This is a genomic window from Anabaena sp. FACHB-595, from assembly GCF_048568275.1.
Lineage (GTDB): Bacteria > Cyanobacteriota > Cyanobacteriia > Cyanobacteriales > Nostocaceae > Trichormus.
In genome coordinates this window covers 2,536,655-2,553,345 of the sequence record NZ_CP183473.1, presented here as the reverse complement: position 1 = coordinate 2,553,345, position 16,691 = coordinate 2,536,655, and the positions used below count along the sequence as shown (strand labels likewise).

Annotated in this window: 10 protein-coding genes; 6 read left to right on the top strand and 4 right to left on the bottom strand. The window is 41.6% G+C overall.

The genetic code is table 11. The features are described from left to right. The first annotated feature begins 175 nt into the window (after positions 1 to 175). From ACN222_RS10615 to ACN222_RS10600, 4 genes are all read left to right on the top strand, one after another. Positions 176 to 3,052 (top strand): NACHT domain-containing protein, encoded by a 2,877-nt coding sequence (locus tag ACN222_RS10615; protein ID WP_010996287.1) that lies wholly within the window; start codon positions 176 to 178, stop codon positions 3,050 to 3,052. 199 nt (positions 3,053 to 3,251) lie between these two features. Beyond that, complete coding sequence (locus ACN222_RS10610; RefSeq protein WP_010996286.1) at positions 3,252 to 3,590, top strand: hypothetical protein; 339 nt, start codon at positions 3,252 to 3,254, stop codon at positions 3,588 to 3,590. A gap of 171 nt (positions 3,591 to 3,761) precedes the next feature. Beyond that, positions 3,762 to 5,120, top strand: coding sequence for a radical SAM/SPASM domain-containing protein (locus ACN222_RS10605; protein ID WP_010996285.1), 1,359 nt, complete (start codon positions 3,762 to 3,764; stop codon positions 5,118 to 5,120). Continuing rightward, the gene (locus ACN222_RS10600; protein ID WP_044521243.1) at positions 5,113 to 6,111 is read left to right on the top strand and encodes a hypothetical protein; all 999 of its coding nucleotides are present in this window, start codon (positions 5,113 to 5,115) and stop codon (positions 6,109 to 6,111) included. Before ACN222_RS10605 ends, ACN222_RS10600 begins: the two co-directional genes overlap by 8 nt. Positions 6,112 to 6,368: 257 nt before the next feature. Here ACN222_RS10600 and ACN222_RS10595 read toward each other — a convergent pair whose 3' ends face one another. Beyond that, positions 6,369 to 7,085 carry a hypothetical protein gene (locus ACN222_RS10595; protein WP_231865528.1) on the bottom strand — a complete coding sequence of 239 codons (717 nt, stop codon included), beginning with the start codon at positions 7,083 to 7,085 and terminating at the stop codon, positions 6,369 to 6,371. 601 nt (positions 7,086 to 7,686) lie between these two features. On the opposite strand from ACN222_RS10595, the gene ACN222_RS10590 reads away from it, so the two are divergent. Further along, entirely contained in the window at positions 7,687 to 12,738 is a 5,052-nt protein-coding gene (locus tag ACN222_RS10590) for a caspase family protein (RefSeq protein WP_010996282.1), read from the top strand. A 473-nt stretch (positions 12,739 to 13,211) separates the two neighbouring features. Here the strand turns inward: ACN222_RS10590 and ACN222_RS10585 are convergent, their stop codons facing one another. Both ACN222_RS10585 and ACN222_RS10580 read right to left on the bottom strand, forming a co-directional pair. After that, the gene (locus ACN222_RS10585) at positions 13,212 to 14,594 is read right to left on the bottom strand and encodes a PAS domain-containing sensor histidine kinase (protein ID WP_010996281.1); all 1,383 of its coding nucleotides are present in this window, start codon (positions 14,592 to 14,594) and stop codon (positions 13,212 to 13,214) included. Then, positions 14,594 to 15,202 carry a cysteine hydrolase family protein gene (locus ACN222_RS10580; protein WP_010996280.1) on the bottom strand — a complete coding sequence of 203 codons (609 nt, stop codon included), beginning with the start codon at positions 15,200 to 15,202 and terminating at the stop codon, positions 14,594 to 14,596. The genes ACN222_RS10585 and ACN222_RS10580 overlap by 1 nt, the downstream gene beginning before the upstream one ends. A gap of 270 nt (positions 15,203 to 15,472) precedes the next feature. Between ACN222_RS10580 and ACN222_RS10575 the strand changes: the two genes are divergently transcribed. Continuing rightward, entirely contained in the window at positions 15,473 to 16,465 is a 993-nt protein-coding gene (locus ACN222_RS10575; RefSeq protein WP_010996279.1) for a methyltransferase domain-containing protein, read from the top strand. Here the strand turns inward: ACN222_RS10575 and ACN222_RS10570 are convergent, their stop codons facing one another. Next, entirely contained in the window at positions 16,466 to 16,690 is a 225-nt protein-coding gene (locus ACN222_RS10570; RefSeq protein ID WP_010996278.1) for a FeoA family protein, read from the bottom strand. Position 16,691: the final 1 nt, after the last annotated feature.

The window sequence follows — 16,691 nt, the reverse complement described above, 5'->3', positions numbered from 1 at the left end:
ATATTCAAGTGCTTAGTCGTGTGCTTCGGATAAAATCAGAATATTCTGGGAAACTTCCCTGAAGCTAATTGTGAAGGTGCAACCGGAAATGCTTGTGCAATCGAGTTTAGATGCTTAGGGGAAGTTGCTAAACTTGGGGGAATCCCCGAACTTTGTTGAGTATGCAGCTACGATAATGGCAAGAGCGAGTTATGGCCCAGAGGCAAAAAAGCGATCGCGGCATTTATTACAGGTACTATTAGCTTATGCTAATGATGAGCTAGGCTGCGATGAAGCGGCTTTAGATGCTCTGCGTCCCCAAATACAAACTCGCTGGCAAAGTGAAACTCGCCTAGTTGTCAGAACTAAAGTCAGATTTTTGCAGGCTTTAACGGGGTTAACATCAGATGAGTTAACATCTGAACAAATCAAAGAAGCCTTAAAACGGTTTGCAGATTTCTTAGAAATATTAGAAGACAATCGCCCATCTCGCAGTGGTTCCGAAACTTGGCACTTCACCCTCAATCTTTGGTACAAACACCAAGATATAGCAGCCAACTTACAAAAATTTGATTCCCACTGGGAAAGTCGCCGTCCAGAAAAATCCAAGGAAGTCACAGCAGCAAAAGCGGATAAACAAGCAAATCCCCCCACTCCCCAGCTAAATTGGCAAGAACTATGCCGCGCCAACCTCAACAACCGCCTGACAACCAATCCCCTTACCAGTGCAGATGGTGTCACTTTTGAATTGAATCAGGTTTACGTACCTTTGGGCTTAGTGCAGCGAAAACAGCGTTTACGTCGTCGTGATGATGTCACTCCCCAAGAGGGTTCGCGTTTATATGAACCAGAGGACTTGGATATTACTCAAACCTTTGACCATAATGAATTTATTCAACAGGTACTAGGAAAAAAGCAAAGTCAGCGAATTGCCATTGTTGGTGAACCAGGCGCAGGGAAAACTACTTTCTTGCAAAGAATTGCTGCTTGGGTGTTAGATAATACCGCAGATTTACCAGTTTGGATTTCCCTAGCAGATTTACAAGGTAAAACGCTGGAACAGTATTTAATTCAAGACTGGCTACCTTCAGCTATGCGTAAACTTAGGGTTTCACCAGAACTTGAAGACGCATTTTGTGAACAGTTCAACCAAGGAAGAGTTTGGTTACTGCTGGATGCGGTGGATGAAATGGCCATTGAATCTACCAGCGCCTTGGCGAAAATTGCTAGTTTCCTGAAAAGCTGGGTAGGAGATGCCACAATTATTCTTACCTGTCGGCTGAATGTTTGGGATGGGGGTAAGAATGCTTTAGAAAACTTTGACACTTACTGCAATCTACATTTTACCTACGGCCAGGATCAAACACAGGAGTGGTTAGGGCAATTTATTTGTCGATGGTTTCAGTACAATCCAGCTTTAGGCGAAAAACTGCAACATGAGTTAAAGCAACCAGAAAGGCGGCGCGTCAAAGATACGGTAAAAAATCCCTTACGCTTGGCGTTGTTGTGTCGGATTTGGGGCATCACTCAGGGAGAATTACCTCATAGTAAGGCGATGCTTTATCAGCAGTTTGTGGAAGCAATTTATGAGTGGAAACAAGACATTTTCCCTACTACTTCCACTCAGCGACAGGAGTTAAACCGAGCGTTGGGAAAATTAGCGCTGTTGGCAATCGCTCAAGAACAAACAAAGTTTCGCCTCAGACATCGTTTTGTCTGCCAAGTTTTAGGCGCTCCCGAAGATGAACTGTTCCAACTAGCACTCCAGTTAGGTTGGTTGAATCAAGTAGGTATTTCCGAAACTCAAGGGGAAAAAGTTTATGCTTTTTACCATCCCACATTTCAAGAATATTTTGCGGCTCAGGCTATTACAGATTGGAGAGTAGGAGGGGATTATCTGTTTTCAGGGGAAAGCAGTTACCGGATTTTTGAGCCGCAATGGCGAGAGGTAATACTATTGTGGCTGGGTAGGGATGATGTACCACAAGTAGAAAAAGAGGCGTTGATTAACGCACTGATTCAGTTTAAGGATGGCTGCGGGGGATTCTATAATTATCAAGCTTATTTTTTGGCAGCCCAGGGAATTGCTGAATTTACCAATTGTCAACAAGCTGAGACGATGATTCAGCAGTTAATTAAGTGGCGTTTTGGCTACTTTGATTCACAAAAGCAAAAATGGTGCAGATATCCATCACCCATTGTAGAAGGTGCGCGGATAGCTTTACTCAAAACAGATCGCCTAAAAGCGATCGCCTGCTTAGAGCAATTTATCACGTCCTGTGACAATGAGTTTGATAGTTGGAATGCAGCCTATAGTTTAGGTAAGATTTTCGACCCTGGAAACAAGATTGCGATCGCTTCTTTGGAAAATATTGTTAAAATAGCTCGGCATGAGACTATTCGTTGGCAAGCTGCCTATAGTTTAGGCAGAGTCGATGCAGAAAATCCCACGGCTATGACTGCATTGCTGCAAATTATCGCAACTACTCACAATGAATCTACTCGTCGTAAGGCTGCTTATAGTTTAGGCAAACTTGATTCCCTCAACACCACAGCTATTACCACATTAGAAAAAATTGCCCAATCAGCCACAGATTCCTCCCAAGGCCGCCAAGCCACCGAGAATCTAGTAACTTTACGCGGTGAAGAAATTACACATAAATGGCAAGGTAAACGACAACAAAAACAAAAGGTACTTTACCCTGTACCTGAAAAAATCACAGCCTTAATCCGTGGTATCTCCTCGTGTGAGGATGAAGACACCAAAAGACGTAGAGCCTACAAACTAGCACAACTTGACCCAGGTAATAAAATTGCCTTGACCACCTTACTACAATTGCTCAAGTCAACCCAACGCGAATCGCTACGCAAACGCACAGCAGACAATTTAAAAGAAATCCTCATTGATGCACAGTTACCACAAGTAATTTTCTACCTGAAAGATTGCTTTTTTCCCACAGCAAGGGAAAACGAGTTGGAATCACACCGAGATTGTTACAAAGTGCTGTGGTACTGTGCCGAAAATCTGACTTATCAGGAATTTTACCAGTGTTGGCTCATGAATGATTTATAGTCAAATGCCCTGCGGGTAAGGATTTTCAGCAATAAATTCACCACAGCCAAAATTTTTTTTGAAAAAACTGCATAAACAAATAAACCCCAACCTATGAGTAAGTGAAGGGTGAAACCTGAAAACAAAAATCTCAGTTTTTCAGTAGTTATCACTCAATTCAACATCTGTTTATTCACTTCTTTCTATAGGGATATCTGTCATGTCTACTCAAAAATCCAGCAAAATCAAGTTCATTTTCAGCATGATTGCAATGACAAGCATTGCAGCTTTAAATCCAGCCGTTAATGCTCAAACTCCCCAACCTGGTGCTGTTGATAATTTACTGAACCGCGCTAATTTAAGTACTGATTCTGTCAAAGTTCGTCCAGGAGTAGTTAATAATTTAACTCCTTCTATACAGAGACTTCCAGGAACTATAAAACCTGGTGGAGCAGCAGCACATAACGGTGTTTGTGATGGAGCTTGCAGTGGCCGCCTACTTGATAACGGACGCAGAGTTACCAATCCAGCTATCTTTAAGGATCAAATCCGTAAGTAATTGCTCAAGTTGCTAGTTATGTAGATATGGTTTCTGGATTTGGTAATTGGTAACTGGTAATTGAGTCGAAATTATTACCTATTATCCATCACCTATTACCAATCCTTCAATTGATAACTAGCAACTTATTTTACTATTTTTTCTTGTCTATTTTACAGGGAGATTATAAATATGAAACTTTCACATTATCATGTAGTTACACAACCATTTTTTGATGAACTTGAACAACAAACAAAGCGGGTTATTTTTTCTAGCCGAACATCGGATGTCAGAATTATTGATGAGCATAGTTGGCACATTTTAGCCAGTGGTGATTTTGACCAATTACCTCAAGATATTTTGTTTGATCTCGTTGATATTGAATTAATTGTACCTGAAGAAGAAAACGAATTACAGACTATTTTAGATTATAATAATGCTTTGGCAATTGATGACGATAATTTATATTTAGTCATTCAACCGACAGCTTTTTGTCAACTAGGTTGTCATTACTGCGGTCAAGAACATACTAGCAAAATGATGACTGAAGATGAGCAGCAAAAATTTATAGAACGGGCTGCTAAAAAACTCGCAAGCAAGAACTTTCGTAGTCTCTCAATTAGTTGGTTTGGTGCAGAACCTTTGGTAGGGTTGCCAGTGATGAGAACTCTCACGCCAAAACTACAGTCTCTTGCAGCCAGTTTTGGTTGTAGTTATCATGCAAAAATTGTCACCAACGGTTTAGCTCTAACACATCAAGTAGCAACAGAAATTGTTCAAGAATTAGGCGTAAATTCTATTGAAATTACTCTTGATGGTGTAGGTGAATATCATGATGCTCGACGGATGCAGAAAAATGGCTTACCTACTTTTGATAAAATTTTTGCTAATGTTACAGCCCTAGCTCATCGACAAGATTTGGATGTGCAAATTAATATTCGTTGTAATGTTGACTATCAAAATTATGAATCTGTCTCTTTGTTACTACAAAAGTTAGCTGAGGTAGAGATACAAGACAAGATTAGTTTTTATGTAGCACCAATTCATTCTTGGGGCAATGATGCTCATACTCGTTCCCTATCTAAAGAAGAATTTGCTAATTGGGAAATAACTTGGTTTGGGGAAATGGTTGAGTTAGGTTTCAATGTTGGGTTATTACCAGAGCGCAAACCTCTAGTTTGTATGGCTGTAATGCCCCATTCGGAATTAGTTGATGCCTATGGCAATATTTTTAATTGTACAGAAGTATCTTATGTCCCTACATACGGCACACCTAATGAATATGCCATTGATCATTTATCAGGTAAACAGATGCCTGGTAACAGGGAACGTTTAGCTAGTTTTAATGATAAAGTGCGTCAAGGTTCATACCCCTGTTCTACTTGCCCTATGTTACCTGTTTGCGGTGGTTCTTGTCCAAAGAGTTGGTTAGAAGGTATTGAACCATGCCCCAGTGCTAAACATAACATTGAGCAACGTTTATTACTTACCTATGCGTTATCTCGGATTGAAGAAGCAGAAGCTAACCAGGAGGCTTTAGTTTATGCTTGATACTTCCAGTCAACTCCTAACACAAATCACAGAAAGTTATCGCCAGGGGTGTACTGCAACTATGGATTTACCCACAGGTAGTGGTGATTTATTTAGCGAAAAACTAGAAGCTTTGATGGCGAAACGTTTACCATTACAAGAACAATTATTACTGCGTCGCTATAGTAATGCTCGTAGTCAAGGGATGGTAGCGGCTCGCCACCGCCAACTAACAACAGCCGCGCAGTTATTTGAGGAAGCGCGTAAGCCTTTGCAAATGGCTACACTGTCGCGGGAGTCCAAGCTATTACATCAGTCATTTTTAGAGCAATCAGCAGCCTATCTCGATTATTGTCATCAGGATTTTGACCAAGTTTACAGTCGCACTGAAGAGGCTTTAAGATTAAGTGCGGTTTTAGAGGAAGAATATGGTTATGATATTCTCCTGATGCAGCGTATCCAACTGTTACATAATTTGGTGCGGACAGAAGCACGACAATTAAATTTTACAGGAGCGATCGCACTTGCTGCTCAACTTCTTGCCTATCTTGATGGACAATTGCAGACTTTACCTACTCCCCATCCTTGGGGTTTTGAACGCATAGCACGCCAGCCGCCTGAGTTTGTCTCTGCTATGTTTGCCCAAATTACCAGTGAAGTTGCCCTAATTTTGGCAGATAAAGACCGCAATCAAGCAGCTAATTTGTTAACAATTGCGGCAGATTATTTACAGTTACCAGTTCACTCTGACAAATCTCGCTACTCACGTTCCTATGCTTGGTTTTCCATCAAACACGCGTTTGTGGAGCAAGATATCACTACTTTTCTCACACAAGCTGCTCAGTTTCTTGCTCAGGGACGTGCTGATACACCTCTGCTTTGGTACACAATAATTCATGATTTGTTGGCTTTATGCAATGAGCAAGGTTGGTTAGATTTTCGTCAGGAAATTGTCCAAGATTCACTGTCTTGGAATGATTTGCCACACAAACTTATTTTAATGAGAAGTTGACAGTTAACAGTCAACTGTCAACACAAAAATATGTGCAAATTAAAGCAAGGACAGATCATCTTAGTAGGGACGTACTTTTGTACGTCCCTATAGCCATATCTGCTTTACAAAAATTATGGAAAAATATCAAGAGATAGGGGTACATAATTATGTCCTTGCCAACTCTTGAAAGTGTTATCATGACTTAGGTATATAGTTGGCTAAAAGCTAGATGCTTGCTAGCTCTAACTTTTAGTCACACTTAGTTAACGAAACAGTTACTGGTGTCTTGCACACGCCAGTGACTGTGTTTTCTCTTTTCTGACCTTAGATACAAGTCCTAAACCAGCAAGGGCGATAAACCCCAGAATAGAACCAGATTCGGGAGTAGAGACTTGGGCTACACCGCTATATCCCCCTCCTTGTCCTCCTGGAAGATCCTGAAAGCCTAATTGAAGTCGACTTGGATTGTAATTGACTCCCTGAATGCTAATCACTGAAGCCGGAGCCTTCCAATCTAACTCAAATGCCACACCTCCACCAGCAAAAGTACCGAGAAATTTAGAGTCTTTTGCATATTTCACGCTCACATCTTGAAGCGGATCAAAAGCACCATTATTGTCCGCATCGAACTGAAACACTAAATCATTAGTGAGTTCGTATATGAACTTAGCGCCACTAGTACCCGCATACAAAAAGTTTCCCACCGCAGAGTCTGGTGGCAGGATTGAGCGAAACACAGGAGGGTTTGGCGGAATTGAGGAGAAAGCTGATGCAAACTCACCATTGGCTTGAAAAATCGACGCAAATCCTCCAAGTGATGCAGGAGAGAAAGTGACGGAAAAAGTATCCCCAAGAACAGGACTTACCTGTTCAAAAAAGTTGCTAGTTCCGTCATTCCAGTTAAGAGTTCCAGCCTGAACGGGAGAAGCAGACATACTTGCACCAATCGCAACACCAAGTGTTACCGATGCACAAGCAAAAGTTCTGGTCAATTTATTAGTTGTAAACATGATCAAAAAGTCTTTAATGCAGTTGTTAATACCAAGCAATTACATTAAATCAACGACTATATAAAGAGGGAACAGGGAACAGGCAATAGTCAACAGGGAACAGCAGCAAATAAGAAAAAAGGGTATTTAGAGCGCACCTGAAACTGTTAATGCTTAGTTGCAGGGGTCTTTTGTTCCCTTCTTTGATGAAGAGTCTTAACTATGATAATTGCTTGACTATCTAGTAATATAAGTTATTTTTTTCAAAAAAAAACAACGCGCTACATAACGTTACGTTTTGACATTTTTATATCACTTTCAGCAGAGAATAAATTAGCGGGTTTACTTGCTATTCTTGACTATATCTAAAGTCTATTCCTTAAGGAATAAGCCATAAGAAATAGATTTTAGGATGATTGATTTCTATTTATAAATGTTGAATATTGATTAATTGAATGACGATCACATTGCTTTTAGGAACAATCTTTGCATAACACCAAGAGTAAACAGTTGACGGTTAACCGTTAACTGTCAACTGTCAACTGTCAACTTGAGTGCGTAAGTTCTATAATTACCCATTATCCAAGCTACTTTTGTGTAAAAAATGCCACCAATTGGTCTTTCCACCAGCCGTACAACTCATACCAAACAAACCAACGTCCCCAAGTTGTGGTTAGTGATGGTGGGAGTAAATCAATATCAGGACGAATACCTACCCAACCTGAATTACTCAGCCATAGATTGTCAGGGTTTATCTGAGGCGTTAACTGAAGCAGCTACTCAATTTACCCAAAAGATTGTCAACGTGTATCACGACTTTGCACCACAACCACCATCTTTAACTAACGTCCGTCATAGCCTACGAGATATCACGTCTCATGTATCCCCCATTGATACGATTTTATTTTATTTTTCTGGTCACGGGGTAGTAGATCCCACGACACAAGAAGTATTTTTATGTTTGGTAGATACGCAAAAATCAAATTTGCAAAATACAGGTTTAGCTTTACAAGAAATATTGCAAATTTTGGGTAAGAGTGGGGTACAGAATCAGCTAGTGTGGTTAGATGCTTGTCATAGTGGGGGAATGTCTCTTAGGGGAGTAACACTGCAATTAGTTGAGCTACTACAACAAAGCGCGGCTAAGAGTAAAGGTTTTTATGCTTTACTTTCTTGTGACAATAACCAACAATCCTGGGAATTTCCCGAATTGGGACATGGGGTATTTACATATTATTTGATACGGGGTTTGCAAGGCGAGGCGGTAGATAGTCAAGGCTTGATTTATTTGGATGGCTTATATCGTTATGTATATCACCAAACCCTGCAATATATCGATAAAACTAATCAACAATTACGGCTAATTAATCAGCAGAAACGGGGGAAGGGTGACACGCAACTTTATAATGAATATCCCTTGCAAACTCCTAAAAGAATTGTGGAGGGAGTGGGGGAATTAATTTTAGGGAAAAGATTAGAGAAAAACGCCCCAGGGGTGTATCGTGGCTTGGGGATAGTAGTGGAGGGGTTATCAAATAGTAAAATTACTTTAGATATTAGTAAACTTCTTGGTAGTACGGGAGATTTTGCGGTTGAGTATTTGCCAGCTACTAAAACATCATCTGAGGATATTAAAGCAGCGATCGCTCGTCATTGGCAACAACCCCAAGCAGAATTAACTTTGTTATATCTGCGGGGACGCATTGAGGAAAGCGAAGCTGGGGAATGGCTACGACTGGGAGAGGATATCTGCATCAAACGTTCCTGGTTAAAACAACAGTTACGCCAATGCACTAGCCAACAGGTAATTATCTTGGATTGTCCGCTAGGGACTGCTTCGTTAGGGGATTGGATAGAAGACTTACAAATTGAATCTCATCACGGACAATGTTTAATTGCTTGCGCCTCACCTCCAGAAGCACCAGAAAATTTTGCCCAGAAATTCCTTGATACCTTGACTGCATCTGCTCAAGGAGATGGTTTGTCTGCGGCTGGAGCGATCGCTCAATTACAATTATCTTTAGCGGATAGTAAAACCCCTCTCTACGTCTGGCTATCAGGAACCCAGGGAATTATCGAAATTTTGACTAACAACACACACAAAAGCCAACGGACAAGCGGTTTGGATTTAGGGGTGTGTCCTTACATGGGTTTAAATGCTTTTGCGGAAGCAGACGCAGCCTATTTTTACGGGAGAGAAACCGTCACCCAGCAGTTAATTCATCATCTGCGGGATAATTCATTTCTCGCTGTTATCGGCGCTTCTGGTAGTGGTAAATCTTCCGTAGTGCAAGCTGGACTTATTCCCCAACTGCGACAAGGGAAACACATCCCCAATAGTGAACAGTGGGGGATAAAAACTATTCGTCCTGGTGTCAATCCTTTGGAGGCTTTAGCCAGGAAGTTGGGGGAATGGGGAGAAACCCATCTTTTGATTGAGGGAATGTTACATCAAGGAGTGGAGGGTTTTGTTTACTGGCTGCGTAGCCTTCCCCAGGGGGTGACGGTGTTGGTAATAGACCAGTTTGAGGAATTATTTACCCTTGCGCCAACACCAGATAGGGAGTTATTTCTAGAATTATTATTGGGGGCTGTACAGTATGCAGGCGATCGCTTTAAATTAATTATTACTTTAAGGGCTGATTTTATCGCTCCTTGTTTGGAAGTACCAGCTTTAGCTGAGGCGTTACAGGTAGCTAGTGTGTTAGTTCCCCCAAAACTGAGTTTGGATGATTATCGGCGGGTGATTCTCCACCCAGCACAGCAGGTAGGGTTGCAGGTGGAAGCGGAACTGGTGGAAGTGCTGTTACGGGAGTTAAATCAATCCGTGGGGGATTTACCTTTACTGGAATTTGTTTTAGAACAGTTATGGCAACAACGAACGGCTGGTAAATTAACTCTACAAAGCTATCAAGAACAACTAGGGGGAATTAAAGGAGCATTAGAGCGATCGTGTCAAGGGGTTTATGAAAGTTTACCACCACAACTACAAGAATGTGCGAAGTGGATTTTTCTTTCATTAACTCAGTTAGGGGAAGGTACAGAAGATACCAGAAGACGCATATATAAGTCAGATTTAATAGTTAAAAAATATCCGGCTGGGTTAGTAGAACAAACTCTCAATGTTTTGACTAACGCCAAATTAGTAGTAATTAACCTAGAAGCAGAGATAGAAGCACAAGGTAAAAGTTTCTCTCCCACTCCCCCTAATCTCTCCACTCCCTTCGTGACAGTAGAGGTCGCCCACGAAATTTTAATACGTCATTGGTCAACTTTGCGCTGGTGGTTAGAAGAAAACCGCGATCGCTTGCGTAAACAAAGGCAAATTAATCATGCTTGTCAGTTGTGGCAACAAAGCGGCAAACAAGCAGACTTTTTGTTACAAGGTGCTAGGTTAGCGGAAGCCGAAGACATTTATATTTACTGGACTGATGAACTAGGGGCGGATGTGCAAGAATTTATAGGCGCTTGTTTAGCAGAACGCAAGCATCAACAATTACAAGCAAAAAATCGCCTCAAACAAGCACAAAGGGCTGTAGTCGCCTTGAGTGTTTTAGGTATTGCATCTGTGAGTTTTGGGGGTTTAGCTTATTGGCAAGGTAGGGAAGCCCAATTTAGGGAAATTGCGGCGTTAAATTCTTCATCCCAGGCAAATTTGTTATCTCATCAACAATTAGCAGCACTTATTGCCAGTCTCAAAGCTGCACAACAGGTTAATCATGTGATAGCAGTTCCCAATAATCTCAAATTAGCAACTGTCACTACCTTACAACAAGCCTTGTTTGAGATGCAGGAACGTAACAGGCTAGAAGGACATAAGGACGGCGTGATTAGTATTAGTATCAGTCGGGATGGTCAAACTATCGCCTCTGGTAGCTTAGATAAAACTATTAAACTTTGGAGTCGAGACGGTCGGTTATTCAGAACTCTCAACGGACATGAAGATGCTGTTTATAGTGTCAGTTTCTCTCCCGACGGTCAAACCATTGCTTCCGGGGGGAGTGACAAAACCATTAAACTTTGGCAAACCAGTGATGGAACCCTACTCAAAACCATCACAGGTCATGAGCAAACAGTCAATAATGTCTATTTTAGTCCAGATGGTAAAAATCTCGCCTCTGCCAGTAGTGATCACAGCATCAAGTTGTGGGATACTACATCTGGTCAACTCTTAATGACCCTCACTGGTCATAGTGCTGGAGTTATCACCGTGCGTTTCAGTCCTGATGGTCAAACTATTGCTGCCGGTAGCGAAGATAAAACCGTTAAACTGTGGCATCGCCAGGATGGGAAATTATTAAAAACCCTCAATGGACATCAAGATTGGGTAAATAGCCTCAGTTTTAGCCCTGATGGTAAAACTCTCGCTTCCGCTAGTGCGGACAAAACCATCAAACTTTGGCGCATCGCTGATGGTAAATTGGTCAAAACCCTAAAAGGTCACAATGATTCAGTTTGGGATGTTAATTTTAGCTCAGATGGTAAAGCGATCGCCTCTGCTAGTAGAGATAACACTATCAAACTGTGGAACCGTCACGGCATCGAACTAGAAACCTTTACAGGCCATAGCGGTGGTGTTTATGCTGTGAATTTTCTTCCTGATAGTAACATCATCGCTTCCGCTAGTTTAGACAACACCATCAGACTTTGGCAGCGTCCCTTGATATCTCCCTTAGAAGTTCTCGCCGGCAATAGCGGTGTTTATGCGGTCAGTTTCCTGCATGACGGTAGTATCATTGCTACAGCCGGTGCAGATGGCAATATTCAACTTTGGCACAGTCAAGATGGTAGTTTACTAAAAACCCTACCAGGGAACAAAGCAATTTATGGTATTAGTTTTACACCCCAAGGTGATTTAATAGCTAGCGCCAACGCCGATAAAACTGTGAAAATTTGGCGTGTTAGGGATGGTAAAGCTTTAAAAACACTCATAGGACATGACAACGAAGTCAACAAAGTAAATTTTAGCCCTGATGGTAAAACCCTCGCTTCCGCCAGTCGGGACAACACAGTTAAACTTTGGAATGTGAGCGATGGTAAATTTAAAAAAACCCTCAAGGGTCATACAGACGAAGTATTTTGGGTCAGTTTTAGCCCCGATGGTAAAATTATCGCCTCTGCTAGTGCTGACAAAACTATCCGACTCTGGGACAGTTTTAGCGGCAACTTAATTAAAAGTTTGCCAGCCCATAATGACTTAGTATACAGCGTCAACTTCAATCCTGATGGTAGTATGCTTGCCTCAACTAGCGCCGACAAAACCGTCAAACTCTGGAGGAGTCATGACGGTCATCTACTGCATACTTTCTCAGGCCATAGTAATGTAGTTTATAGTAGTAGCTTCTCTCCTGATGGTCGTTACATTGCATCAGCCAGCGAAGATAAAACAGTAAAAATTTGGCAAATTGATGGTCACCTGTTAACCACCCTACCCCAGCATCAAGCCGGAGTCATGAGTGCAATTTTCAGCCCAGATGGTAAAACTCTCATCTCCGGCAGTTTAGACACTACCACCAAAATTTGGCGTTTTGATAGCCAGCAAGCCAAAACTTCCCAGATGAATACTCTAGTCATGTCTGCTTGCAACTGGCTACAGGATTATCTCAACACCAATCCCAATGTTACGCCTAACGAACAGAAACTCTGTCCTAGTTAAGCAAAATTCGACGTTGCATAAATGCGGGATGATGTCCAATACGGTTCGGTTAAGGGATTTCTGGGTTAAGGCAGGCAGGGGAAGAGAAAAATTATGAAAATAACCTCCTTTCCTCCCCTACCTCCTCTGCTTCAAGAGCTTATCCGAACCATATTGGGATGATGTTTATCACACATTAGACGCTTTGCGGCTACCCGCACCCGCAGGGTGGCGCAGAAAGGAAGGTAGGAAGCCGGAGTCCACACAGGCTCAGGCTAGGTCTGGAGCGTTCGCTTGGTTTGAGTGGGCGAGGAAAAACAGGATTGTGATTGAGATGTTGGGTGAGGTCGTGTATACGCCGGATGGTGAGGCTGTGGCCTGGGCGGAGATGATGCGGTCTAGCGACAAGCCATTTCACGTATATGCTAATCAAACAATGGTGCATAGCAAACAAGACATAAGCATTAGTCAACCTTTTAAAGGCAATAGTTCTATTAGATGGGAATTTGGATGCAAAATTCCGTTTCTTGGCTTGTTTTGGAGTTACATATTAAGTTACCTTGGTGCATTTCTACTACAATCTGATAACTAATAAATAAACCAAGTCCAGTTCCCTTACCAACAGGTTTTGTTGTAAAGAACGGATCAAATATTTTGGAAATTACCGATTCGTGAATACCCCCACCATTGTTTTTAATGCAAATATTAAGCCAAGTTTCATCAACGATCTCAGTCTTAATCCAAATAGTAGGAACGAAGGGTTGAGATTGAGGACTGTGAATAATTGAGAAATCAGTAATTTTCTCGTCTAAAGCATAAATTGCATTATTTAAAATATTCATGAATACTTGATTTAGGTGCGCGGGATAGCACTTTACCTGGGGAATTAATCCATAGTTTTTAATTATTTGAATTACCCTATTTGCAGACTCATTTTGAAGGCGGTGATGCAGAAACGTGATTGTGTGATTGATACCTGCGTGAATATCAACAATTTTGATTTCTGCTTCATCCAACCGAGAAAAATTTCGCAGTAACAGCACAATTTCTCTAATGCGTTCGCTGCCAACTTGCATCGACTCCAGTACCTTACCCAAATCTTTTTTAATAAAGTCCAAATCCCAGGTTACTATTGCTTTTTGAATGTGCAGCGAGGGAACTGGATAGGTTTGCTGGTAAAGTTGTAAGATTTTTAATAAGACTTGTGTATATTCAGATGCATGGGTGAGATTAGCATAAATAAAGTTAACTGGATTATTAATTTCGTGAGCAATCCCTGCAACTAATTGCCCCAAACTCGACATTTTTTCAGTTTGCACCAGTTGAGCCTGAGTATATTTGAGTTTATCAAGGGTAACTTTTAGGTCGTGATTAGCTTGAATTAGCTCAATATTTCGTTGTTCTACCCTAGCTTCCAATTCCTCATTTGTTTGCTTCAGTAATCCTTCTGCGTGTTTGCGTAAGCGAAGCTCGTCGTAGACATCAGTAATATTGATCAGTGAGCCAGAGAATTCTGTTTCACTTTGAGGTTGAGCAGATAGTTCCAACCAAACAATTGCACCAGTTTGATGGTAAAAGCGGAGTTTTTGACAAACCTCTACTCCGGTTTGTAATTTTTCTAGAGTTTCTGACCACAAGTACTGATCATCCAAGTCAATGAAATTGCTTAAAGCACTACCGATGGCATCTGTTATCCCATAACCAAGGGTATTTGTCCAGGCTCGGTTGAGGAAATTGAGATTACCCAAGCGATCGCATTTAAACACAATTTCGCGCAGACTATCCACTAATTCCCGGTAACGCCGTTCGGATTCAGACAATTTCTCAATCAAACTGTACTGAATCTGTGTATGCAATTCATTGCTAAAATCTGACATTATACTGTACTCGTCAAACGCTGAAGTAGCTCGGTGTGGTTAATTGTATCGGCGTATAAGGGGAAGACATGAGTGTGGTAGAATTCTTGCTCAAACACCGTGCGAGCAGAAGTGCAATCAGACAAAATAACCACCTGGTAACCTTTTTCATGAGCAGAACGACCTGTAGAATCGATACAAACCGAAGTGACTGCACCAGCTATAACTACATGAGTAATCTCTTTTTCATGGAGAATCATGTCTAAGTTAGTATTCATGAAAGCATTAAATCCTCGTTTTCCAGGAACTTCGAGAATTTTGCTGCAAAAGGGTAGCAACTCATCAATCATCTGCGATCCCTTCGTATCAGCTTGAAAAGCCCCAACTTCTTTGATAGTTTTAAGAATGCCAACAGGTTCAACCAATTCCTGGTAGTTTGGCGTAAAAAAAATCGGTGTGGCAATCATCAATACTGGAATCTGTAGCAAACATCCTACAAGCTCAACCGTGTTTTCTAATACTTTGGTGGCTCTTGAGGATTCCTCAATGACATTATGTAGAATACCATCGGCTGCAAAGTAGTCATTTTGATAACCAATCAAGATCACAGCAGTACTTTGGGGTTGCATTGTATTTCTAACTATTTAGTATGTACAGACACTTTATTATTCCCGTCTTAAGTGTGTTTCTAGCTATAACTAACAGGGAAAACATATATAGGAATCCGATTTGATTTCTGTTGCCGTAGCCTGCGCTTGCGCGTAAAATTCTCAGTATCTGTAGGGTGGGCAATGCCCACCCTACGTACAATTCTAAGTAATGAGGTAGATGTTAATAGTTAAAGTCTAGGAAGAAAGTAATGGGATAAAATTGTATATAAATATTAAGGCTCTATTTTCATGAGTTGGTTGTTTTCTACACTGGTATTTTTCTTAACGCTATTGACAGCAGGGATCGCGTTATATCTCATTACTGCTAGACGTTATCAATCATCTAACTCCGTAGCCAATTCCTACGACCAGTGGACTGAAGACGGTATTTTAGAGTTTTACTGGGGCGAACATATCCATTTAGGTCATTATGGTTCGCCACCTCAAAGAAAGGATTTTCTGGTGGCTAAATCTGATTTTGTCCATGAAATGGTGCGTTGGGGTGGTTTGGATAAACTACCCCCTGGTACTACCTTGTTAGATGTTGGTTGTGGAATTGGGGGTAGTAGTCGCATTTTGGCACGGGATTATGGATTTGCCGTTACAGGTATCACCATCAGCCCCCAACAAGTCCAACGCGCTCAAGAGTTAACACCACAGGAACTGAATGCACAGTTTTTGGTGGATGATGCAATGGCGCTTTCCTTCCCAGATAATAGTTTTGATGTAGTTTGGTCAATTGAAGCTGGCCCACATATGCCAGATAAAGCCATTTTTGCCAAAGAATTGATGCGGGTACTAAAGCCTGGTGGAATCATGGTTTTAGCCGACTGGAATCAGCGAGACGATCGCCAAAAACCCCTCAATTTTTGGGAGAAACCAGTAATGCAGCAACTACTAGATCAGTGGTCTCATCCAGCTTTTTCCAGCATCGAAGGCTTTTCTGAGCTTTTGGCAGCGACGGGATTAGTAGAAGGGGAGGTAATCACCGCAGACTGGACGAAACAAACACTCCCCTCTTGGCTTGATTCTATCTGGCAAGGAATAGTTAGACCAGAAGGATTAGTGCGTTTTGGTCTATCTGGTTTCATTAAATCTCTGCGAGAAGTGCCTACCCTACTACTGATGAGGCTGGCATTCGGTACAGGACTCTGTAGATTTGGGATGTTCCGCGCTTTACGAGCTGACACTGTAAGATCATCAGCAGAACAGACATCTGCGATCAAGGTTGCTCAAAAGTAATCAATTGCGAGATTCCACAAAAATACATTGTGCTGTTTCTCGATCCAAGGCGGTGCGGGTTCTGCCAACCATGATGATATAGGATGGAAAGCGTTGCTCTAGCACCAACTTGCTCCCTGGTAAAATCCCGAATGCCATCAGCTTTTGTAGTACGGCCTGATCTTGAGTTCGTAAACTTACTACCGTTTGTGGTTGACCGACTTTAACTGTTGATAAGGCGTTCATA

Coding starts and splice junctions, on each gene's coding strand:
- ACN222_RS10615 (WP_010996287.1), top strand. CDS start 176: ATGGCAAGAGCGAGTTATGGCCCAGAGGCAAAAAAGCGATCGCGGCAT.
- ACN222_RS10610 (WP_010996286.1), top strand. CDS start 3,252: ATGTCTACTCAAAAATCCAGCAAAATCAAGTTCATTTTCAGCATGATT.
- ACN222_RS10605 (WP_010996285.1), top strand. CDS start 3,762: ATGAAACTTTCACATTATCATGTAGTTACACAACCATTTTTTGATGAA.
- ACN222_RS10600 (WP_044521243.1), top strand. CDS start 5,113: ATGCTTGATACTTCCAGTCAACTCCTAACACAAATCACAGAAAGTTAT.
- ACN222_RS10590 (WP_010996282.1), top strand. CDS start 7,687: ATGCCACCAATTGGTCTTTCCACCAGCCGTACAACTCATACCAAACAA.
- ACN222_RS10585 (WP_010996281.1), bottom strand. CDS start 14,594: ATGTCAGATTTTAGCAATGAATTGCATACACAGATTCAGTACAGTTTG.
- ACN222_RS10580 (WP_010996280.1), bottom strand. CDS start 15,202: ATGCAACCCCAAAGTACTGCTGTGATCTTGATTGGTTATCAAAATGAC.
- ACN222_RS10575 (WP_010996279.1), top strand. CDS start 15,473: ATGAGTTGGTTGTTTTCTACACTGGTATTTTTCTTAACGCTATTGACA.
- ACN222_RS10570 (WP_010996278.1), bottom strand. CDS start 16,690: ATGAACGCCTTATCAACAGTTAAAGTCGGTCAACCACAAACGGTAGTA.